Source organism: Variovorax multivorans, from assembly GCF_051216835.1.
Taxonomy (GTDB): Bacteria; Pseudomonadota; Gammaproteobacteria; order Burkholderiales; family Burkholderiaceae_C; genus Variovorax.
Genome location: NZ_JBPJZL010000005.1, coordinates 68,246 through 87,807, shown reverse-complemented (window position 1 = coordinate 87,807; position 19,562 = coordinate 68,246). Strand labels below are relative to the sequence as shown.

Genomic DNA, 19,562 nt, shown 5'->3' with positions numbered 1-19,562 from the left:
GAATGCGGCCGTGAGACATATTCGGGCGGGTATGCAGGTCTAGAATTTTTTCGTCCAGACCTTCATTGCCAAAGGAGATTCCATGAAGAAGTCATCGTCCGTCCTGATTGCCTCGCTGATTGCCGCTGCCGCGCTCGTCGCCTGCGGAAAGAAGGAGGACGCAGCGCCGGCTGTCGTGACGCCGCCTCCTGCGCCCGTGACCGAACCCGCGCCCGCTCCGGCCCCTGCGCCTGCCACCGATCCCGCTGCAGCGCCTGCACCTGGTGCTTCATCTGCACTCGATGCCGCGAACGCAGCCACCGAGGCCGCGAAGAAGAATGAAGCGCCGAAGCAATAAGCAAGGCCTCGGCATCCGCCATGCAAAAAGCCGCCATGAGGCGGCTTTTTTTCTTAGGAGAGAGTGAGGACGCTTCGGCTCACACGTCGAGCCAGGGCGAACCCTCTGATGCGGTGGCGGTAAGCATCTCGGCTTCATCACCGCCGAGTGCTTCGGCCATCAGGCGTCGCACGATCTCGGGCCGATTGTTCTGCTCGCTCAGGTGCGCCGCGACCACATGGCGCAGGCCGTCGTGCAGCACCGCGCGCGCGATCTCGGCCGCGGCCGTGTTCGACAAGTGCCCGTAGTTGCCGCCGACTCGGTGCTTGAGAAAGGGCGGATAAGCCGAGTTGGCCAGCAGTTCGCTGTCGTGGTTGAACTCCAGCAGCAACGCATGCACGCCGCCCAGACGGGCCAGCACATGGGCCGTGGCGTGGCCCAGATCGGTCAATACGCCCAGCGTGCGGTTGCCGTCGGTGCAACGCAGCTGGAGCGGCTCACGAGCATCGTGGGGAACGGTGAAAGGCTGCACGCAGATGTCGCCGACCGCAAACTCTGCATCGTCGCGTGCCAGGTTCAGCAGGCCCTCGAAATCGCGGCCGCCGGTGGCGAGCCACGTGCCTTCGCTCATCCAGACGGGAATGCGGTTGCGCCGCGACAGCGAATGGGCGCAGCCGATGTGGTCGCCGTGCTCATGGGTCACGAAAACCGCATCGATGTCGCCGGCGGCAAGGCCCGCCTGGGCCAACCGCAGATCGAGCTGCTTGAGGCCGAAGCCGCAGTCGATCAGGAGGCGGGAGGTGCGGCCGCCGCTGGTCGCTTCGACCAGCGCGGCGTTGCCCGTGCTGCCGCTGCCGAGACTTCGGAAGCGGAGCATGCGGGTTACTTCAGGTCGTCGGCGATGACCTTGACGATGCGCTCGGCATTCGCCGAGGTTTCGGGCGCACCGGTTTCGTTGAGCACCGACACCGTGGTGGCTTCGCCCTGGCCCTTGACCGAGATGCGGAACTTGAGCGGCGCTTCGCTCTTGCTCGAGCCGCTGAACAGCTTGCCGAAGAAGCCGGGCTCCTTCTTGTCGGGATCGGGTGTCACGTAGCGCACGTAGTACAGGCCGGCGCTGCGATCGCGGTCTTCCACGGTGAAGCCGGTGCGGTCGAGCGCGAGGCCGACGCGGCGCCATGCGCGGTCGAAGCCTTCGCTGATCTGCACGACCGGCTGGTTGCCGACCTTGGCGATGGTGGCGGTCTTGGTCGGCGCGGTGGTGGCGGCCAGGATCTTCGACTGCTCTTGCGAGACGCCGAGCTTGACCATCAGGCGGCGCAGGAATTCGGTTTCGAGTTCAGGATCGCTGGGGCGGGGCTGCCACACGGTCTGGTCCTGGCGCGAGTTGTTGTAGACCTCTTGCATGCCGCGGTGGCTGATGAAGATCTCGGTGCCGGTCGGCGTGCGCTCCAGGCGGGTGCGGAAGCGGTCGAGTTCGCCGGTCGAGTAGACCGAATCGACCAGCTTGCCCAGCGTGCCACGGATGATGTCCTGCGGCAGCTTGGCGCGGTTCTCGGCCCAGTCGGTTTCCATGATGCCCAGGTTGCGCTGGTCGGTGGTCAGCAGGAAGCCGCTTTCCTGCCAGAAGTCTTTCACCGGGTCCCAGAGCTGGTCGGGCGTGCGGTTGACGATGATCCAGCGCTGCGTGCCCGAGCGCTCCATGCGCACGTCGCCGATGTTGCTCACGGCGGTGGGGATGCCGGGGGCGTTGGCGATGCCGGCCTGGTAGGCATTGGCAGTCACTGCGCCGCCGGGAATGGCATAGCGGTTGTCGCGCGAGAGTTGGGAGAGATCGGGTGGGACTTCGAGCGTCGGGGCCTTGCCTGCGCTCTTGTAGTCGATCTTGTCGCTCTCGAGGACGGAGCAGGCGGCGAGGCTGGCAACGAGGGCCAGCAGTGCAAGTCGCGAAAGGTTCTTCAACGTCGTCTTCCTTGTTGGAATGGTTCGGTCTATCTATGGGCCGCAGTGCCCGCCATCTCAGAGCACGGTTCGGGCAAAAGGTTGCTTAACCTTGCTGCGACCAGGGGAAAGGCAGGTCCGGAATGTACGGGGAGGGGTGCTCAGCCCTTCAGCAGGCCGGTGGCGCGCAGGGCGCCTTCGACTGCGGGGCGGCTCGCTTCGCCGAGTTCGGTGAGCGGCAAGCGCAACGCGCCACCGCAAAGGCCGAGCCGGGCCATGGCCCACTTCAGCGGAATCGGGTTGGGCTCGACGAACAGGTTGCGGTGCAGCGGCATGAGCTCGAACTGGATCTGCATGGCGCGCTTGACGTCGCCTGCCAGCGCCGCCACGCACAGCTCGTGCATCTTGCGCGGCGCGATGTTGGCCGTGACGCTGATGTTGCCCTGGCCGCCGCAGAGCATGAGCGCGACCGCGGTCGGGTCGTCGCCGGAGTAGACGGCAAAGTTCTTCGGCACATCGCGAATGAGCCACTGGGCCCGCTCGATGTTGCCGGTGGCTTCCTTGATGCCGATGATGCCGGGCACCTGCGCCAGGCGCAGCACGGTGTCGTGCGCCATATCGGCGACGGTGCGGCCGGGCACGTTGTAAAGCACGATGGGCAGGTCGCCCACGGCCTCGGCAATGGCCTTGAAGTGCTGGTACTGGCCCTCTTGCGTGGGCTTGTTGTAGTACGGAACGACCTGGAGCTGCGAATCGGCGCCAACGCCCTTGGCGAACTTGGCGAGCTCGATGGCTTCCTTGGTCGAATTCGCGCCGCAGCCGGCCATCACGGGCACGCGGCCCTTGGCCTGCTCGACCGAGACACGGATGATTTCGCAGTGCTCTTCGACATCGACCGTCGGCGATTCGCCGGTGGTGCCGACCACGCCTAGGCAGTCGGTGCCTTCTTCGATGTGCCAGTCGATGAGCCGCCGCAGGGCGGGGTAGTCGACACTGCCGTCGTCGTGCATCGGCGTGACGAGCGCGACGATGCTGCCTGTCAGTTGCTCCAAGGGGGAATCTCTTTGTCGGTGGACGAAAGCGCCGATTCTACTTACTCCGGCGCCCCGCAAGACAGCCGCCCCGACCCCCTCAGTTTCCCTTAAGGAGGTGGCGGGGCGGCTGGCCGGCGTCGGGTGCGGCCGGGCGAATGGCCGCGATTCGCTGCACGAAGCGCGCCGGTTCCGGGATGAAGCCGTCCTCGTAGGCCACCACCCGCAGGCCGGCGCAGGCCGCCAGCAGTTCGCCGGGCTGCAGCAGGAAGTCGGGGCGCGAGGGCTTGCCGACGGTCTCATTGCCCACGGCAAAGGTTTCGTAAAGCAGCACGCCGCCCGGCGCCACCGTGCCCACGATGTCGGCCATGCGCGGACGCCAGAGGTAGTTGGTGACGACAACAGCGCCGAAGGCCTGGCCGGCAAAGGGCCAGGGGCCGGATTCGATGTCCGCCTCGACGATGCGGCCGAAGGCGCCGGCTGCCTCGACGGCTTCGGGCGAGCGGTCGACACCGGTGACCGGGTGCCCGCGGCCCGCGAACCACTGCATGTGCCGCCCGGCGCCACAAGCCACGTCGAGCACCGAGGCTCCTGGCGCGAGCAGGTGCGACCATCGGACGATCCATTCGGAAGGCGCGGACAGGCCGTGCATGGGTGCTACATCTTTCATATCCGACCTGGCCTCAGAAGCAGGACCAGATCTGATCGACCAGCGTCACCAGAAAGTCCGGGTGCACGTAAAGCGCGAATACGCCGCCCAGCACAGCCAGCGCGGCGGCCAGCCAGCCCGCGTGGACGATGTGGTGGCGCATTTGCGGAGTCATCCTGATTTATAGATCAACCCGCAGCGCCGGCCGGCTGGGGCGACGAGCGCGCAATGGCGCTTTCCTTCACCGGCAGGTTTATGAGCGCCGCGAACACGCCCAGCGCGATCGCGATGTACCAGACGATGTCGTAGCTGCCGGTGGTGTCGTACAGGTAGCCGCCCAGCCACACGCCCAGGAACGAGCCGACCTGGTGGCTCAGGAACACGAAGCCGCTGAGCATCGAAAGATGCGCCACGCCGAAGATGCCCGCCACGATCGCATTGGTCGCGGGCACGGTGGACAGCCACAGGAAGCCCATCGCCGCCGAGAACACATACACGCTGAGCGGGGAGATCGGCGCCATCAGGAACAGCGCGATCGACACCGCCCGTGCGAAGTAGATCGCCGCGAGGATCTTGCGCTTGGCCAGCTTCTGCCCCAGCAGTCCCACCGTGTAAGTGCCGAACACGTTGAACAGCCCGATCAGCGCCAGCGCGTAGCCAGCCACCTCGGCTGGCAGCGCGCGGTCGCGCAGGTAGGTCGGCATGTGGATGCCGATGAACGCCAGCTGAAAGCCGCAGACGAAGTAGCCCGCCATCAGCAGGCCGAAGCTGGGGTAGCGGAAGGCTTCGCCCACAGCCTGCAGCACCGACTGTTCGCGGTGCCCGGCCAGCGCCGCCGTCCTCGGTTCGCGCAGGCCGAAGGCCAGCGGGATGATGACCAGCACCAGCACAGCCACGACCGCCAGCGCCGTCTGCCAGCCCAGGTGGCCGATCAGCCGCCCCTCGATGGGCGCCATCAGGAACTGGCCGAACGAGCCGGCTGCTGCCGCCACGCCCATGGCCCAAGAGCGCCGCTCGGCCGGAATCTGCCGCCCGATCACGCCGTAGATCACCGCATAGGTCGAGCCAGCCTGCGCCGCGCCAATCAGCACGCCCGCACTCAGCGTGAAGAGCAGCGGCGTCGGCGAATGCGCCATGCCGAACAGCCCCAGCGCATAGAACACCGAGCCGCCGATCAACACCCGGAAAGCACCGAACCTGTCGGCCAGCATGCCCGCGAACACGCCGAAGATGCCCCATGAGAGGTTCTGGATGGCCAGCGCGAACGAGAAGGTCTGCCGGCTCCAGTCCTGCGCCTGCGTGATCGGCTGCAGCCAGAGCCCGAAGCCATGGCGGATGCCCATCGAGAGCGTGACGATCATCGCCCCGCAGAAAAGTACTTGCTTGACCGAGAGGGCGGGAGCGGCGGGGGATTGCATGACTTCGAATGTAACGATTCACCTGCTCCGGCAGGCGGCACGGCGGCCAAAGCCATTGATGATTTATCGGGGCGGTTTCAATGCGCGTCGGGCATCAAAGCAGTTCCTGAGCGCCTCCTGTATGGGTATCCAGTTGTTTGGCGGCGACTGACTACAATCCGCCCCCATGGCGACTCCCCCCAAGACTCCCCCCAATTCACCGTCCGCGTCCTCCGGCTACTCGGAAGGCTCCATCCGCGTGCTCAAGGGCCTCGAGCCCGTCAAGCAGCGCCCGGGCATGTACACCCGCACCGACAACCCGCTGCACATCATCCAGGAAGTGCTCGACAACGCCGCCGACGAGGCGCTCGCGGGCTACGGCAAGAAGATCAAGGTCACGCTGCATACCGACAGCTCCGTCAGCGTCGAAGACGACGGCCGGGGCATTCCCTTCGGCCTGCATCCTGAAGAAAAGGCCCCCGTGATCGAGCTCGTGTACACCCGGCTGCACGCGGGCGGCAAGTTCGACAAGGGCTCGGGCGGCGCCTACAGCTTCTCGGGCGGCCTGCACGGCGTGGGCGTGTCGGTGACCAATGCGCTGTCGAAGCGGCTCGAAGTCACCTCGCATCGAGAAGGTTCGGCCGCCAAGCTGGCCTTCAGTGCCGGCGATGTGATCGAGGCGCTCGAAATCCGAAAGCTCGAAGCCGGCGAGCGCAAGCAGGGCACCACCGTGCGCGCCTGGCCTGACGCCAAGTACTTCGAAACCGCCGTGCTGCCCATGGGCGAACTCACGCATCTGCTGCGCAGCAAGGCCGTGCTGATGCCCGGCGTGAGCGTCACGCTCACGAACGAGAAGACCAAGGAAACGCAGCAGTGGCTCTACAAGGGCGGCCTGAGCGACTACCTGATGCAGACGCTCAACGGCGACCCCGTCATTCCGCTGTTCGAAGGCAGCGGCCATGCCGACAAGAACGCCGACAACTTCGCCGAAGGCGAGGGCGCCGACTGGTGCGTGGCCTTCACCGAAGACGGCCAGCCGGTGCGCGAGAGCTACGTCAACCTGATTCCCACCAGCGCCGGCGGCACGCACGAAAGCGGCCTGCGCGACGGCCTCTTCACCGCGGTGAAAGGCTTCATCGAATTGCATTCGCTGTTGCCCAAGGGCGTGAAGCTGCTGCCCGAAGACGTGTTCGCGCGCGCTTCGTATGTGCTCAGCGCCAAGGTGCTCGATCCGCAGTTCCAGGGCCAGATCAAGGAACGCCTGAACTCGCGCGACGCCGTGCGCCTGGTGTCGAGCTTCGTGCGCCCCGCGCTCGAGCTGTGGCTCAACCAGCACGTCGACTACGGCAAGAAGCTCGCCGAACTGGCCATCAAGGCCGCGCAGACGCGTCAGCGCGCCGGCCAGAAGGTCGAGAAGCGCAAGGGCTCCGGCGTGGCCGTGCTGCCCGGCAAGCTGACCGACTGCGAGAGCAAGGACATCAGCCACAACGAAGTCTTCCTGGTCGAGGGCGACTCCGCCGGCGGCAGCGCCAAGATGGGCCGCGACAAGGAAAGCCAGGCCATCCTGCCCCTGCGCGGCAAGGTGCTCAACACCTGGGAAGTGGAGCGCGACCGGCTGTTCGCCAACACTGAAATCCACGACATCTCGGTCGCTGTGGGCGTCGATCCGCACGGCCCCAACGACACGCCCGACATGAGCGGCCTGCGCTACGGCAAGGTCTGCATCCTGAGCGATGCCGACGTGGACGGCTCGCATATCCAGGTGCTGCTGCTCACGCTGTTCTTCCGTCACTTCCCGAAACTCATCGAAGCCGGCCACGTGTATGTCGCAAAGCCGCCATTGTTCCGGGTCGATGCGCCTGCGCGCGGCAAGAAGCCGGCCTCCAAGGTCTATGCGCTGGACGAGGGCGAACTGACCGCCACGCTCGACAAATTGCGTAAAGATGGCGTGCGCGAAGGCGCCTGGAGCATCAGCCGCTTCAAGGGCCTGGGCGAAATGAGCGCGGAACAATTGTGGGAAACCACGCTCAATCCAGACACCCGGCGCCTGATGCAGGTCCAATTGGGCCGGTTCGACTTCACGTCCACCCAGGGCGAAATCACCAAGCTCATGGGCAAGGGCGAAGCGGCAGCCCGGCGCGAACTCATGGAGTTGCGCGCCGACGATGTCGACATCGATGTTTGATTCCTCCACCACGCATGTCAGTTTTCAAGCGCTTGTTGCTATTGGCCTTCCTGCTGTGTACGCAGCAGGGGCTGGCGCACGCCGCTGACATCTACGGCTACATCGACAGCAAGGGCATCGCGCACTTCGCTTCCGAAAAAATCGACGAGCGCTACCAGATCTTCTTTCGCGGCGGCCAGAGCTTCGACACGGCGCAAGGCATTTCTCCGCTGGGCCGTGGTGGCCGAAAGCTCGACGGCAAGGTGTCACCCGCCTCGCAGAGCCTGCTCGCCATGTTCGAGGCCTCGCCCGGCTACAAGACCGCCAAGACGGCGCTGCGCGACGCGTCGAACAAGCATTCGATCGACTACGAACTGCTGCAGGCGCTCATCGCGACCGAGTCGGGCTTCGACGCGCAGGCCGTCTCGCCCAAGGGCGCCATGGGCCTTATGCAGCTGATGCCCGCTACGGCGCAGCGCTACGGCGTGTCGGCGGACAAGCGCAACACCATCGAGAAAAAGCTGTTCGACCCGCGTATCAACATCGCCGCCGGCTCGCGCTACCTCGGCGACCTGATCGCGATGTTCCCGGGCCAGATCGAGCTGGCGCTGGCCGCCTACAACGCGGGCGAGGGTGCAGTGCAGCGCGCGGGAAACAAGATCCCGAACTACAAGGAAACGCAGAACTACGTGCAGACAGTGCTGCAGCTGTATGCGTACCTGAAGCCGTCCGTGGCAACGGGCGGTAGCGGCGGTGGTGCCGTGCGCGGCGGCAAGACGCCGGGCCGTATCCGCATGGAGCTGACGGTGCCGCAGGGCGGGGCCATCGGCCGCGGCAACATGCCGTCCGACGCACCGCGCAACATGCCGACCATGCCCGATATCCCCGAGCCTTCGGCGGTGCCGACCGGCGCAGCCGATGCGCCCGGCGCGCCGCTGTCCTGATGAAGGAGACCGCCATGCATCGTCGAAGCTTCGTCCTCGCGACCGCTGCCGGCATGGTGGCAGGCACTGCGCGTGCACAGCATCCGGCCACGCACGACACGCTGCCGGCAGTGCCTTCGTCGGCCGAACCCTATGCCAAGCTGCAGGGCGGCGTGCCGCACCACATGACGCCCGACCAGGAGGCGCAGCGCTTCACCGAGAGCACCGCGCCGCCCGGCCCGCAAGGCCGCTGGGAGCCGCGCGCGGCCTTGCCGATCCCGCGCAGCGAGATGGCCTGGGCCACCGCCGCGATGGGGCGCATGCATGTGGTCGGCGGCTACGGCGAAGGCAAGGTCAACCGTGACTACCACCACATCTACGACCCGAAGGCCGACCGCTGGCTCGACGGCGCCCCTCTGCCGCGCGGTGCAAACCATGTTGCGGTGACGGCCGAGGGCGGCCGCGTCTATGCGCTTGGCGGCTTCGTCGAGCAGAACCGCCGCTCCGACACGAACGCCTACGTATACGACATCGCCGCCAACCGCTGGACCACCATCGCGCCGCTGCCGCGACCGCGCGGCGCTGCGGCCGCGGTAATGCTCGACGGCGCGCTGCACCTGATCGGCGGAGCGTCGGAGCCTGCTGCCGAGCGCGCGAGCGTCAGCTGGCACGAGGTGTACGACCCCAAGGCCGATCGCTGGTCCACCGCCAAGCCGCTGCCCGGTGCGCGCGATCACGTCGGTTGCGTGTCGAACGGCGGTCAGATCCACGTGATCGGCGGGCGCTTCAACACCTTCGAATACAACACCGACCTGCACCACGTCTACCTGCCCGCACGCGACACCTGGGAGCTGCGCTCGCCGCTGCCTACCGCGCGCTCGGGCCATGGCCTCGTGGTGTATCGAGGCCGCTTCTTCGCCATGGGCGGGGAGGGCGGTATTCTCGTCAGCGGCGTGCCGCGCCAAGCCAAGGTGTTCGGCCAGATGGAAAGCTACAACCCCGTGGACGACACATGGCAACGCCATGCTCCCATGACCACTCCGCGCCACGCCGTGGGCGCGGCCGTCATCGGCGACTGGATCTACGTCGCGGGCGGCGGCGCGGTACTCGGCGGCGCCGTGCAGTCCGCGGTGCACGAGGCATTCACACTGGGCTGATCGCGACTACCCTCGCGCACGGCCTGCAGCAACTGTTTTTCTCACCTTCTCTTTCATGGATTCCCAACCTCCGCTCGATCTCCAGGGTCCCACCGACGGCGACACGACCCTGACCCTCGCCGACTACGCCCAGACTGCCTACCTCGAATACGCCCTCAGCGTGGTCAAGGGCCGCGCGCTGCCCGATGTGTCCGACGGCCAGAAGCCGGTGCAGCGCCGCATCCTGTACTCGATGTCGCGCATGGGCCTGGGCTTTGGCGGCGCCAACGGCACCGTGGGCGCCAAACCCGTGAAGAGCGCGCGCGTGGTCGGCGACGTGCTCGGCCGCTTCCATCCGCACAGCGACCAGGCCGCGTACGACGCGCTGGTGCGCATGGCGCAAGATTTTTCGCAGCGCTACCCGCTGGTCGACGGCCAGGGCAACTTCGGCAGCCGCGACGGCGACGGCGCCGCGGCCATGCGATACACCGAAGCGCGCCTGGCGCGCATCACCAGCCTGCTGCTCGACGAGATCGACGAAGGCACGGTCGACTTCATTCCCAACTACGACGGCAGCACCGAAGAACCGCGCCTGCTGCCCGCGCGGCTGCCGTTCACGCTGCTCAACGGCGCGAGCGGCATTGCCGTGGGCCTGGCCACCGAAATTCCGAGCCACAACCTGCGCGAGATCGCCGACGCCTGCGTGGCGCTGATCAAGTCGAACGGCAAGCTCAGCGAAGAAGAGCTCTTCGCCATCGTGCCCGGCCCCGACTACCCGGGTGGCGCGCAGATCATCAGCAGTGCGAGCGACATCGCCGACGCCTATCGCACCGGCCGCGGCTCGCTCAAGGTGCGCGCGCGCTGGAAGATCGAGGACCTGGCGCGCGGGCAATGGCAACTCGTGGTCAACGAGCTGCCGCCGGGCGTCAGCACGCAGAAGGTGCTCGAGGAAATCGAGGAAATCACCAACCCGAAGGTCAAGACCGGCAAGAAAGCGCTGAGCGCCGAGCAGACCCAGCTGAAAGCCGCGATGCTGTCGGTGCTCGACGTGGTGCGCGACGAGTCCAGCAAGGACGCCGCCGTGCGCCTGGTGTTCGAGCCCAAGACCTCGCGCATCAGCCAGGACGAGTTCATCACCACGCTGCTCGCGCAGACCTCGCTCGAAACCTCGTCGCCCATCAACCTCACGATGGTCGGCATCGACGGCAAGCCCACGCAGAAGTCGCTGCGCCAGATGCTCAACGAGTGGATCGCGTTTCGCGAGATCACCGTCGAGAAGCGTTCGCGGTTCCGGCTGAGCAAGGTGATGGACCGCATCCACATCCTCGAAGGCCGGCAGCTGGTGCTGCTGAACATCGACGAGGTGATCGCGATCATCCGTGCTGCGGAAGACCCGAAGGCGGCGCTCATCGCGCGTTTCAACCTCAGCGAACGCCAGGCCGAGGACATCCTTGAAATCCGCCTGCGCCAACTTGCGCGGCTCGAGGCCATCAAGATCGAGCAGGAGCTGTCAGGCCTGCGCGACGAGCAGAAGAAGCTCGAAGACATCCTCGGCAGCCCGACTGCGCTGCGCCGCCTGCTGGTGAAGGAAATCGAGTCCGACGCCAAGACTTTCGAAGACGCGCGTCGCACGCTCATCCAGGCCGAGAAGCGTGCTGTAGCCGAAGTGAAGGTGGTCGACGAGCCCGTCACCGTCATCGTGTCGCAGAAGGGCTGGGTCCGTGCGCAGAAGGGCTGGGCGAGCGAGAAGGCCGCGGGCAACGGTGCGAACGGAGAAAAGGGCGCACCGCCCGAATACAGCTTCAAGTCGGGCGACTCGCTCTACGGCGCCTTCGAGTGCCGCAGCGTCGACACGCTGCTGGTCTTCGGCAGCGCCAAGGACAAGAGCGTGCGCGTCTACACCGTGCCCGTGGCCTCGCTGCCCGGCGCGCGCGGTGACGGTCAGCCCGTCACCACGCTCATCGAGCTCGATGCCGGCACGCACGTTACGCATTTCTTCGCGGGCCCGGTGGGCGCCAGCGTGCTGCTGGCCAACACCGGCGGCTACGGCTTTATCGCCACGGTCGAGAACATGATGTCGCGCCAGCGCGGCGGCAAGGCCTTCATCGACGTGGGCGAGGGCGAGCAGCTGTGCCGCCCGTCCCTGGTGGGCGGCGCGAGCGGCGCCGAGCCGATGCTCCCGGCCACGCATGTGGCCTGCGCCTCGACCGGCGGCCGCATCCTGACCTTCGACATCACGGAACTCAAGAGCCTGCCGAAGGGCGGCCGGGGTCTCACGCTGATCGACCTCGAGCCCAAGGACACCCTGGCCGGAGCCGCTGCCTACACGCGCAGCGTGAAGATCGAAGGCATCGGTCGCGGTGCCAAGGAGCGCGAAGAAACGCTGGAAATCCGCACGCTCAACAACGCGCGCGGCAGCCGCGCGCGCAAGGGTAAGGCGGCCGACCTGGGCTTCAAGCCGACGAGCATCGTGCGGGTGCTGTGATGGGCGGCATCGACATCAGCGTCATCGGGATCTTCATTGCCGTGGTCACGGGCCTCGGCAGTTATGTGCTGGGCCGTCGCATGCGTGAGAAGCGGGCGGCGAAGAAGCGCGAGAAGAATCGCATTGCGTCGCAGGCGAACGAGACGCGGCAGGTGCGGCGCGCGCGGGAGCGCAAGGAGCGCGGCGAATAAACACGGCCGCTTGCGCCTGGAGTCGAACAGCAGGAGGAGGGAGCGTTATGGCAGTAGCAGAGGGATTGCTCGGTTGCGTTCGCTATATCGCGTTCGCAGGCGCAGCGGCTGTGTTGTCGGGGTGTGCGAGCGTCGAATACAAGGACGCGACGGGCGACAGGACTGCAAGGCTGCGTGTTGTCCAGAATGCGTCGGCCCGGGTGATCTCTTACTCCTTCGCGGTGCGCGAGAGTTGCCGCAGGGAGGGCCCCAAGGGCGGCGTGCTCTTCAACGAGCGATCGGAGTCCAGGAGGGCAGGCATGGCGCCCCGTCTGAGTACCGACTTCATGAGCTCTGAGCGAATCATTCCGGCGGATGCTGAAGTGGTGCTGCTGGCTGGCGGCAGCACCGTGTGGTCGAATTGCGTGGGAACCCTTCGCTTCGTCCCTCGCAGCGGCGAACAGTACGAAGCGATTTTTCTCTGGCCTGCATCGGCGCCTCGCTGCACCATTCAGCTGCGCAGGATTGTTCTGGCCGGAAACGGCGAGGTTTCACGTATCGAGGAGCCCAGCGCCTCGCGTTGCGACTAGCGCAACCCTTGCCACCACCGCGTATTCGTGCGCGCCTGCCCCACCGTCACCACTTCGCCGATCACCGGCGTCGCCAGCTCGATCTTCTTCGCCTCCGCCAGATCCGCGATGCGGTCCAGCGGGTCATGCCAGGTGTGGAAGGCTAGGTCGAAGGTGCTGTTGTGCACCGAGAAGAACACCTTGCCGCGCAGGTCTTCGAAGGCCTGCACGCTCTGTTCGGGCGTCATGTGCACGGCGGGCCACATGGTGTCGTAGGCGCCGTTTTCCATCAGCGCGATGTCGAAGCCGCCGAAGCGCTCGCCGATCTGCTTGAAGCCCGGGAAGTAGCCCGAGTCGCCGCTGTAGAAGATGCGCTGGTCGCCGCTTTGCACCACCCATGAGGCCCACAGGGTGCGGTCGCGGTCGTTCAGCGTGCGGCCCGAGAAATGCTGTGCGGGTGTGGCGGTGAGCTTCACGCCGTCGTGCTCGCCGCCCTGCCACCAGTCGAGTTCGGTCACGCGCTCGGCCAGCACGCCCATCACTATCAGCCGCGCGCGCACGCCCAGCGGCACGAAGTAGCGCTGCACGCTCTTCGACAGGTATTCGATGGTCGCCACGTCGAGGTGGTCGTAGTGGTCGTGCGAAAGGATCACGCCTTCGATGGGCGGTAGCTGTTCGAGCGTGATTGGTGGCTGGTGAAAGCGCTTTGGCCCGGCCCACTGCACGGGTGACGCACGTTCGCTGAACACGGGGTCGATCAGCCAGTACTTGCCGCGCAGCTTCAGCAGATGTGACGAATGGCCGAGGCGTACGACGTGGTTGGCCTTGGTGTCGAGTGAATCGAGCGCGCTGCGGTCCAGCGCCTTCACCGGAATTGCATCGACCGGCACGGTGTCGACCTTGCTGCCCACGATGAAGCGCGACCAGATGCGCCATGCGCTGGCCTGCGCGGGCAGGTCGGGGTTGGCCATGTTGTGGAAGCCACCGTCCTTGAATTGCGGCGAGCTGTCGTAGCGCGTCTCGCCGCTGCCGGCGGCGCCGCAACCCGCAACAAGGGCACAGCCGGCAGCGGCCAGCACCGTGCCCCGGCGCAGCAGTTGGGGCAGGTAGGAGCCCTGGGAGCCCGAATCGTCAGCCATGAGAAAACCCTCTGGATCGTTGTTTGCAGGATGGCGCGAGAGTAGCCATGGCGGACGTTTCAATGGTTTCAGCGGCAGAAACATTCGGGGCGCAGGGATATATCGGTCTCCCCTGCGCGAATGTCCCCCGGCCTTCCTATGCCATGAGCCGTATGGCGGGCCCCTGCCAGGTTCGGCACACTGGAAAGCTTCATCGACTTTCGACGAGGCGGCAGATTCCATGAGCAGCAATCGCTATCCCATCATCTACGTGCGCGGCTATGCCATGACCGAGTCCGAGCGGGACGAAACCGCGGCCGACCCGTTCTGCGGCTTCAACATCGGCTCCACGGTGTATCGCGCCACCGTCAAGAAGGAGGCGCCGGCGCAGAAGTTCGTTTTCGAATCGCCCATGGTGCGCCTGCTGGCCGACTTCCAGTACCAGAGCGTCTACCAGAACGGCCTGGACATCCTCGACCCCGACTGGAAGCCCTCGCCCGACGAGAACGGCCGGGACGTCGATGGCATCCCCTCGGCCTCGGTCATCATCTACCGCTACTACGACTCGGGCTCCGAGCTGCTCGGCGACGGCCAGGCCAAGGACGTCAAGGTGTACGCGCAAGGCCTGAGCCAGCTGATATTGCGTGTGCGCGAGCTCGTGGCGCTGCGCGAGGGGCCGGGCTATTCGCCCGCCGACTTCCGCTGCTACCTCGTCGCGCATTCCATGGGCGGCCTGGTGGTGCGTGCCTTCCTGCAGAACGCCGCACTCGGTGATGCGGCCGCGCGCGCCTGCGTCGACAAGGTGTTCACCTACGCCACGCCGCACAACGGCATCGACATGGGCGGCATCAACGTGCCGGCCTGGCTCACGGTGAACGAGATGAACACCTTCAACCGCGAGAAGATGTCCGAGTTCCTGGCCACGCAGCCGATCAACGGCCGCATGGACTACCTGCCGGCCACGGCCTTTCCGGCCGAGCGCTTCTTCTGCATGGTCGGCACCAACCGCGGTGATTATGAAAGCGCCAAGGGCCTGTCGCGCATGTTCGCGGGCCACGGCAGCGACGGGCTCGTGCGCATCGAGAACGCCTCGCTCTGGTCCACCGACGCCGCGGGCAAGACGCAGCCGGTGGCCACCGCCTTCACCTACCGGTCGCACTCGGGCTTCTTCGGCATCGTCAATTCCGAGGAGGCGTATCAGAACCTCACACGCTTCCTGTTCGGCGACGTGCGGGTCGACCTGTGGTTCGACATAGACGGCGTCACGCTGCCGCCCGACCTGCCTGCCGGGGCCGACGTCGATGCGCTCTACCAGGTCGAACTGCTCGCCGCGCCGCGCGGCAAGCGCTGGTACCTGAGCCGGCGCGTGGCAGAAGAAGACTCGCCCGCCTGCCGCACACACAAGGAGCTGACCGACCCGGCCAAGGCCGATCGCCGATCGATCTACCTTTCGACCGTGTTCCTCGCCAACAAGGCCCGTGTGAAGCAGGACCGCCCGACGCTGGCCTACGCCATGACGCTCGGCGTGCGCGTGCCCGACTACCAGGTCAACAACAAGTTCTGGCTCGACGGCCACTACGAGGGAAGTTCGCTGTTCCGCGACACGCTGATCATCGAGATCGCGCCGCCCCAGGCCGACGACCCGGCGCAGAACTGGAACGTCAAGTACGGCTGGCAGACCGACACGGCAGGGCGGGCCTCGCTGCCGATGAGCCCGAAGCAGTTGGCCGGCGGCAAGTTGCAGTTCGTGGTGCCGCTGTCCAGCCTCGGGGCAGCACCGGCCGCGCCCGGCATCAGCGGCAAGGTGCGCCTGGAGGTCAGCGCCTGGGGGTAGGTAGGTCGAAGGGGGCGATCTCGACGCTGCTGCCGGGCGTCATACTCTGGTCGGTCAAGAACTTCGCCTCTTTCCAAGACCATGAAAACTGCAGTCCTCGTCATCGATGTCCAGCGTGGCCTTTGCGACGATCCGCCGCGCCCTCACGAAGCCGGGGAGGTGATGCAGCGCATCAACGCGCTCACCGAACGCGCCCGCGCAGCCGGCGTGCCTGTGGCCTTCATCCAGCACGAGAACGCCGTCGACCTGGAGTTCGACTCCGAACGCTGGCAGCTCGCCAGTGCGCTGAACACCGATTCGCGCGACGCAAGAATCCGCAAGACCACGCCCGATTCGTTCCTGCGCACGCCGCTCGAAGCATGGCTGTCGGAGCACGGCGTGAAGCGCGTGGTCATCTGCGGCTATTCGTCGGAGTTCTGCGTGGACACCACCACGCGCCGCGCCGCCGGGCTGGGCTATCACGTGGTGCTCGCGGCCGATGCCCATACCTCGCACGACAAGCCGCACGCCACGGGCGCACAGATTCGCGAGCACCACAACGTCACGCTGTCGGACATCACGAGCTTCGGCGTGCCGATCCGCGCGGTGGCGAGCGCGGACATCGCTTTCTGATCGATCAGTCCGCGCCGGGCCGCCACACCCGCGCCAGCGCGGCCATCTTTCCCCTGAAGCCCAGCCTGTCGTTCGATAGCGCATCGATGAAGTCCGACAGCCGCTGCGACTTCACCATCGTGTAGATCGTCAGCCAAGTCGTCGCGACGAACACCACGCCGAACCACACTGCCTTGCGCCACAGCGGTGCATCGGCCTCGGCCAGCAGGTTCATGCCCAGGAAGCCGGTGGTGATGGTGCCGATGAGACCGAACAGCGTGACCACCGTGAGCCGCACGACGGTGCTGGCCTGCCTGCGCAGGCTGTCGGCGTCGAGGTACGTGTTCATGTCCGCGATGCGTGCCTTGACCTCGTCGTAGAGCGGGTCCAGCCCGAGGTGCGTGGCGCACATGTGCGAGAGCGCGCGCACCTGCGCCTGCTCCGAAATTTCGTGGAACCAGTAGCGGTGCGTGAAGCGCAGGAAGCGTTCGAAGCTCGCGCGGATGGCGCGCTTGAACTGCTTCACGCTCGGCGTGCTGCGGATGTCCAGCCGCTTGAGCGCCTCCACCAGCTGGTCGGAGAACATCAGCAGCGAGGCCTTCTGGAAGTGCGCAATGAGGAACAACAGGAAGTGCTGGTGCCTGAACTGCGCGAGCACGCCGCGGTCGCGGCAGCAGAAGAATTCGGAGTTCGCATCGCCCACCACGACGAGCGCATGGCCGTTGCACAGGTAGCGCGTGTTGGGTGCTGCGCCCGCGTTCACCCAGAAGCGGTCGTAGCAGTACTTGTGCTCGAAGTCGGCGAGATGGTGCTCGGCGTAGGGCAGGTGGGCGTCGGTGGCACCTGCGCCGGTGACCAGCGCGAGCCGCACGAAGTCGTCGCGCGTGAGGCGGCGCGGATCGTCCAGCGACAGGTAGGCCATGACCGGCATGCGGTAGTACTCGATCTGCCGGTAGCGCAGCACGCCGGGGTCTTCCGAATGGTCGCTCACCAGCGGCTGCATCAGGTAGGCCCAGTGGGCGGAGATGCGCGGCGCGCGGTGCTGCGCCACGTGCGAGAGAAAGGCCTCGCGCTGCTGCGCGTCGGAGCTCGCGAGCACATGGCCGTCGGCGGCCAGCCATTCGACGCTGGCCATGCAGTGCAGCGCCGAGCCGTCGGGCTCCCAGCCTGAAGGGTAGGCGCGGCCGAAACGGTAGAGGATGTCCTGAGCCTGCGCAAGGCTCAGGTTGTCTGCACCGACTTCGAGGTTGAGCAGCACCACGTCGATGTCGAAGAAGAAATACAGGTCGCAATGGATCACGTCGAGCGTGACCGGCGCGTCGCCCGGCTGCGCCACCAGGCGCACGGCCGCAATGTCATGGCGGCGGAAGATGCGCATCGGCGAATCGCCGTCGCCGCCCACGCCGTCGCCACGTGAGCGGCCTTCGCCGTACAGGAAGCGCTGCACGTACGGCAGGAAGCTCACGAACTCGTTGTAGTGCCGCTCGTGAAAGCGGCTGCTGTCGCCGGTGTATTCGTCGACCTCTTCGCGCCACGGCGATGCGTCGCCCATCTCGCGCAGCACGTGCCAGGGCCCGTGATGGTGCGCGGCGTGCGGCGCAGGCATCAGTCGCAAGGGCCACAGCAGGGCCTGGCGGAAATGCTGCACGGTGGGGGCGCCCGTGAGGGGCGTGTGTGCCTCTGTGGGCATGGTGGCCGCGGGTGGGTTCAGCATGGGCTTCAGTGTAGGCAGAAGGTGAGACAAAACGACCACCTAGGGGAATCCCTATATGAGCCTGAAACCGGTTTCATATAAGCTGCAAGCCTTGCTTTCGGGGCACGCACGCGCCCACCCGGCGCGCATTCGGGTCCGCCCACCATGAACTACCAGTTTCAATTCGACGCCGTCTTTGCCGCCTGGCCGCTGCTGCTCAAGGGCACGTGGATCACGGTCCAGCTCTCGCTCATTGCCACGGTGCTGGGCCTGGTGGTGGCCATCTTCTGTGCCTGGGGCAAGACCTCGGGGCCGGGCTGGCTGCGCTTTCTGGTCAATGCCTACATCGAGGTGATCCGCAACACGCCGTTCCTCGTGCAGCTGTTCTTTTTCTTCTTCGCGCTGCCGGCCATCGGTCTGCGCTGGTCGCCGCAGACGGCCGCGCTGGTGGCCATGGTGGTGAACCTGGGCGCCTACGCCACGGAAATCATCCGCGCGGGCATCGAGTCGATTCCCAAGGGGCAGATCGAAGCGGGCAGGGCGCTGAACCTCAAGCCCTGGGAAATCTTCCGCTTCGTCATCATCAAGCCCGCGCTGAAGGCCATCTACCCGGCGCTCACCAGCCAGTTCATCCTGCTGATGCTGAGTTCGGCCGTGGTGTCGGTCATCTCGGCCGACGACCTGACCTCGGTGGCCGCCAACCTGCAGTCGCAGACCTTCCGCAGCTTCGAGATCTACATCGTGGTCGCTGCCATCTACCTGGCGCTGGCGCTCGCCTTCTCGGCGATGTTCAAGCTGATCTACAAGCGCACGCTCAACTACCCGGACCGCCGGTAACCCAGACGACGGACGGAGACAACAACATGCGCACCTTCGGTTTTCCCGAATTCCTTTTCATTCTCGAAGCGGCCAAGTGGACGCTCGCGCTGTCGGCCATCGCCTTCGTCGGCGGCGCGATCCTGGGGCTCATCATTGCGCTGATGCGCACGTCTGAATCGACGTGGGCGCGCGCCGTATCGACCACCTTCATCCAGATCTTCCAGGGCACACCGCTGCTGCTGCAGCTGTTCCTGGTGTTCTTCGGCGCGCCGGTGCTGGGGCTGGACATCAATCCGTGGGTTGCCGCCGGCTTCGCCCTCATCCTGAACAGCGCGGCCTTCCTCGGCGAGATCTGGCGCGGCTGCATCGAGGCCATTCCGCGCGGACAGTGGGAAGCAGCAGAGGCGCTGAGTCTGAAGTACAGCTCGCGCATGCGCGACGTGGTGCTGCCGCAGGCCTTCAAGATCGCGCTGGCGCCCACGGTGGGCTACGTGGTGCAGATCATCAAGGGCACATCGCTCGCGGCCATCATCGGTTTTGTCGAGGTCACGCGTGCGGGGCAGATCGTCAACAACGCCACCTTCCAGCCGCTCATCGTGTTCTCGGTGGTGGCAGCCATCTACTTTGCCATCTGCTGGCCGCTTTCATTGCTGGCCGCGCGCATGGAGCGCCGCCGGGCCCGGGCGCTCGCGCGTTGATCCTTTCCGTTTTCCTTTCTCTTTCTCG

The 19,562-nt window shown here is 66.1% G+C and carries 19 protein-coding genes; 11 read left to right on the top strand and 8 right to left on the bottom strand.

The genetic code is table 11. The features are described 5' to 3' along the window. Window positions 1-82 precede the first annotated feature (82 nt). Window positions 83-337 (top strand): hypothetical protein, encoded by a 255-nt coding sequence (locus tag ACSFCA_RS13695; RefSeq protein ID WP_093050920.1) that lies wholly within the window; start codon window positions 83-85, stop codon window positions 335-337. A gap of 79 nt (window positions 338-416) precedes the next feature. Here ACSFCA_RS13695 and ACSFCA_RS13690 read toward each other — a convergent pair whose 3' ends face one another. From ACSFCA_RS13690 to ACSFCA_RS13665, 6 genes are all read right to left on the bottom strand, one after another. Continuing rightward, on the bottom strand, window positions 417-1,193 hold the full coding sequence (locus ACSFCA_RS13690) for an MBL fold metallo-hydrolase (protein ID WP_435459875.1): 777 nt from the start codon (window positions 1,191-1,193) through the stop codon (window positions 417-419). Window positions 1,194-1,198: 5 nt separating this feature from the next. Continuing rightward, window positions 1,199-2,278, bottom strand: a complete 1,080-nt coding sequence (gene bamC, locus ACSFCA_RS13685; protein ID WP_258354005.1) for an outer membrane protein assembly factor BamC — start codon at window positions 2,276-2,278, stop codon at window positions 1,199-1,201. 140 nt (window positions 2,279-2,418) lie between these two features. Then, a complete protein-coding gene (dapA, locus tag ACSFCA_RS13680) occupies window positions 2,419-3,345 on the bottom strand; it encodes a 4-hydroxy-tetrahydrodipicolinate synthase (RefSeq protein WP_375338471.1) in 927 nt (308 codons plus the stop codon). 43 nt (window positions 3,346-3,388) lie between these two features. Further along, the gene (locus ACSFCA_RS13675) at window positions 3,389-3,958 is read right to left on the bottom strand and encodes a class I SAM-dependent methyltransferase (protein ID WP_435459874.1); all 570 of its coding nucleotides are present in this window, start codon (window positions 3,956-3,958) and stop codon (window positions 3,389-3,391) included. Window positions 3,959-3,971: 13 nt separating this feature from the next. Then, window positions 3,972-4,112, bottom strand: a complete 141-nt coding sequence (locus ACSFCA_RS13670) for a hypothetical protein (protein WP_258354007.1) — start codon at window positions 4,110-4,112, stop codon at window positions 3,972-3,974. A 13-nt stretch (window positions 4,113-4,125) separates the two neighbouring features. Next, window positions 4,126-5,355 (bottom strand): MFS transporter, encoded by a 1,230-nt coding sequence (locus ACSFCA_RS13665; RefSeq protein ID WP_435459873.1) that lies wholly within the window; start codon window positions 5,353-5,355, stop codon window positions 4,126-4,128. A gap of 166 nt (window positions 5,356-5,521) precedes the next feature. Here ACSFCA_RS13665 and ACSFCA_RS13660 point away from each other — a divergent pair, with 166 nt between their 5' ends. Genes ACSFCA_RS13660 through ACSFCA_RS13635 form a run of 6 tightly spaced genes read left to right on the top strand, consistent with a single transcriptional unit; the run spans window position 5,522 to window position 12,802 of the window. Then, window positions 5,522-7,519, top strand: coding sequence for a DNA topoisomerase IV subunit B (locus ACSFCA_RS13660; RefSeq protein WP_258354009.1), 1,998 nt, complete (start codon window positions 5,522-5,524; stop codon window positions 7,517-7,519). A 14-nt stretch (window positions 7,520-7,533) separates the two neighbouring features. Then, window positions 7,534-8,442 (top strand): lytic transglycosylase domain-containing protein, encoded by a 909-nt coding sequence (locus ACSFCA_RS13655; RefSeq protein ID WP_435459872.1) that lies wholly within the window; start codon window positions 7,534-7,536, stop codon window positions 8,440-8,442. 14 nt (window positions 8,443-8,456) lie between these two features. Continuing rightward, on the top strand, window positions 8,457-9,578 hold the full coding sequence (locus ACSFCA_RS13650) for a Kelch repeat-containing protein (protein WP_435459871.1): 1,122 nt from the start codon (window positions 8,457-8,459) through the stop codon (window positions 9,576-9,578). 55 nt (window positions 9,579-9,633) lie between these two features. Beyond that, window positions 9,634-12,042 carry a DNA topoisomerase IV subunit A gene (parC, locus tag ACSFCA_RS13645; RefSeq protein ID WP_435459870.1) on the top strand — a complete coding sequence of 803 codons (2,409 nt, stop codon included), beginning with the start codon at window positions 9,634-9,636 and terminating at the stop codon, window positions 12,040-12,042. After that, complete coding sequence (locus ACSFCA_RS13640; protein WP_093050889.1) at window positions 12,042-12,233, top strand: hypothetical protein; 192 nt, start codon at window positions 12,042-12,044, stop codon at window positions 12,231-12,233. Before parC ends, ACSFCA_RS13640 begins: the two co-directional genes overlap by 1 nt. A 47-nt stretch (window positions 12,234-12,280) precedes the next feature. Then, a complete protein-coding gene (locus ACSFCA_RS13635) occupies window positions 12,281-12,802 on the top strand; it encodes a hypothetical protein (protein WP_435459869.1) in 522 nt (173 codons plus the stop codon). Here ACSFCA_RS13635 and ACSFCA_RS13630 read toward each other — a convergent pair. Continuing rightward, window positions 12,799-13,920 (bottom strand): MBL fold metallo-hydrolase, encoded by a 1,122-nt coding sequence (locus ACSFCA_RS13630; RefSeq protein ID WP_435459868.1) that lies wholly within the window; start codon window positions 13,918-13,920, stop codon window positions 12,799-12,801. The genes ACSFCA_RS13635 and ACSFCA_RS13630 overlap by 4 nt on opposite strands. 220 nt (window positions 13,921-14,140) lie before the next feature. On the opposite strand from ACSFCA_RS13630, the gene ACSFCA_RS13625 reads away from it, so the two are divergent. Beyond that, entirely contained in the window at window positions 14,141-15,733 is a 1,593-nt protein-coding gene (locus ACSFCA_RS13625) for an esterase/lipase family protein (RefSeq protein WP_258354016.1), read from the top strand. Window positions 15,734-15,814: 81 nt separating this feature from the next. Beyond that, window positions 15,815-16,345, top strand: a complete 531-nt coding sequence (locus tag ACSFCA_RS13620) for a cysteine hydrolase family protein (protein ID WP_258354017.1) — start codon at window positions 15,815-15,817, stop codon at window positions 16,343-16,345. A 4-nt stretch (window positions 16,346-16,349) separates the two neighbouring features. On the opposite strand, the gene ACSFCA_RS13615 is transcribed toward ACSFCA_RS13620, so the two are convergent. Beyond that, the gene (locus ACSFCA_RS13615; RefSeq protein ID WP_435459867.1) at window positions 16,350-18,038 is read right to left on the bottom strand and encodes a hypothetical protein; all 1,689 of its coding nucleotides are present in this window, start codon (window positions 18,036-18,038) and stop codon (window positions 16,350-16,352) included. A gap of 144 nt (window positions 18,039-18,182) precedes the next feature. On the opposite strand from ACSFCA_RS13615, the gene ACSFCA_RS13610 reads away from it, so the two are divergent. Both ACSFCA_RS13610 and ACSFCA_RS13605 read left to right on the top strand, forming a co-directional pair. Then, window positions 18,183-18,854 carry an amino acid ABC transporter permease gene (locus ACSFCA_RS13610; RefSeq protein ID WP_093050872.1) on the top strand — a complete coding sequence of 224 codons (672 nt, stop codon included), beginning with the start codon at window positions 18,183-18,185 and terminating at the stop codon, window positions 18,852-18,854. A gap of 26 nt (window positions 18,855-18,880) precedes the next feature. Then, on the top strand, window positions 18,881-19,534 hold the full coding sequence (locus ACSFCA_RS13605; RefSeq protein ID WP_258354019.1) for an amino acid ABC transporter permease: 654 nt from the start codon (window positions 18,881-18,883) through the stop codon (window positions 19,532-19,534). Window positions 19,535-19,562 lie beyond the last annotated feature (28 nt).

Bases quoted from the DNA above. Each gene is read 5' to 3' on its own strand.
- ACSFCA_RS13695 (WP_093050920.1), top strand. From the start codon at position 83: ATGAAGAAGTCATCGTCCGTCCTGATTGCCTCGCTGATTGCCGCTGCC.
- ACSFCA_RS13690 (WP_435459875.1), bottom strand. From the start codon at position 1,193: ATGCTCCGCTTCCGAAGTCTCGGCAGCGGCAGCACGGGCAACGCCGCG.
- ACSFCA_RS13675 (WP_435459874.1), bottom strand. From the start codon at position 3,958: ATGAAAGATGTAGCACCCATGCACGGCCTGTCCGCGCCTTCCGAATGG.
- ACSFCA_RS13670 (WP_258354007.1), bottom strand. From the start codon at position 4,112: ATGACTCCGCAAATGCGCCACCACATCGTCCACGCGGGCTGGCTGGCC.
- ACSFCA_RS13665 (WP_435459873.1), bottom strand. From the start codon at position 5,355: ATGCAATCCCCCGCCGCTCCCGCCCTCTCGGTCAAGCAAGTACTTTTC.
- ACSFCA_RS13660 (WP_258354009.1), top strand. From the start codon at position 5,522: ATGGCGACTCCCCCCAAGACTCCCCCCAATTCACCGTCCGCGTCCTCC.
- ACSFCA_RS13655 (WP_435459872.1), top strand. From the start codon at position 7,534: ATGTCAGTTTTCAAGCGCTTGTTGCTATTGGCCTTCCTGCTGTGTACG.
- ACSFCA_RS13650 (WP_435459871.1), top strand. From the start codon at position 8,457: ATGCATCGTCGAAGCTTCGTCCTCGCGACCGCTGCCGGCATGGTGGCA.
- parC (WP_435459870.1), top strand. From the start codon at position 9,634: ATGGATTCCCAACCTCCGCTCGATCTCCAGGGTCCCACCGACGGCGAC.
- ACSFCA_RS13640 (WP_093050889.1), top strand. From the start codon at position 12,042: ATGGGCGGCATCGACATCAGCGTCATCGGGATCTTCATTGCCGTGGTC.
- ACSFCA_RS13635 (WP_435459869.1), top strand. From the start codon at position 12,281: ATGGCAGTAGCAGAGGGATTGCTCGGTTGCGTTCGCTATATCGCGTTC.
- ACSFCA_RS13630 (WP_435459868.1), bottom strand. From the start codon at position 13,920: ATGGCTGACGATTCGGGCTCCCAGGGCTCCTACCTGCCCCAACTGCTG.
- ACSFCA_RS13625 (WP_258354016.1), top strand. From the start codon at position 14,141: ATGAGCAGCAATCGCTATCCCATCATCTACGTGCGCGGCTATGCCATG.
- ACSFCA_RS13620 (WP_258354017.1), top strand. From the start codon at position 15,815: ATGAAAACTGCAGTCCTCGTCATCGATGTCCAGCGTGGCCTTTGCGAC.
- ACSFCA_RS13615 (WP_435459867.1), bottom strand. From the start codon at position 18,038: ATGCTGAACCCACCCGCGGCCACCATGCCCACAGAGGCACACACGCCC.
- ACSFCA_RS13610 (WP_093050872.1), top strand. From the start codon at position 18,183: ATGAACTACCAGTTTCAATTCGACGCCGTCTTTGCCGCCTGGCCGCTG.
- ACSFCA_RS13605 (WP_258354019.1), top strand. From the start codon at position 18,881: ATGCGCACCTTCGGTTTTCCCGAATTCCTTTTCATTCTCGAAGCGGCC.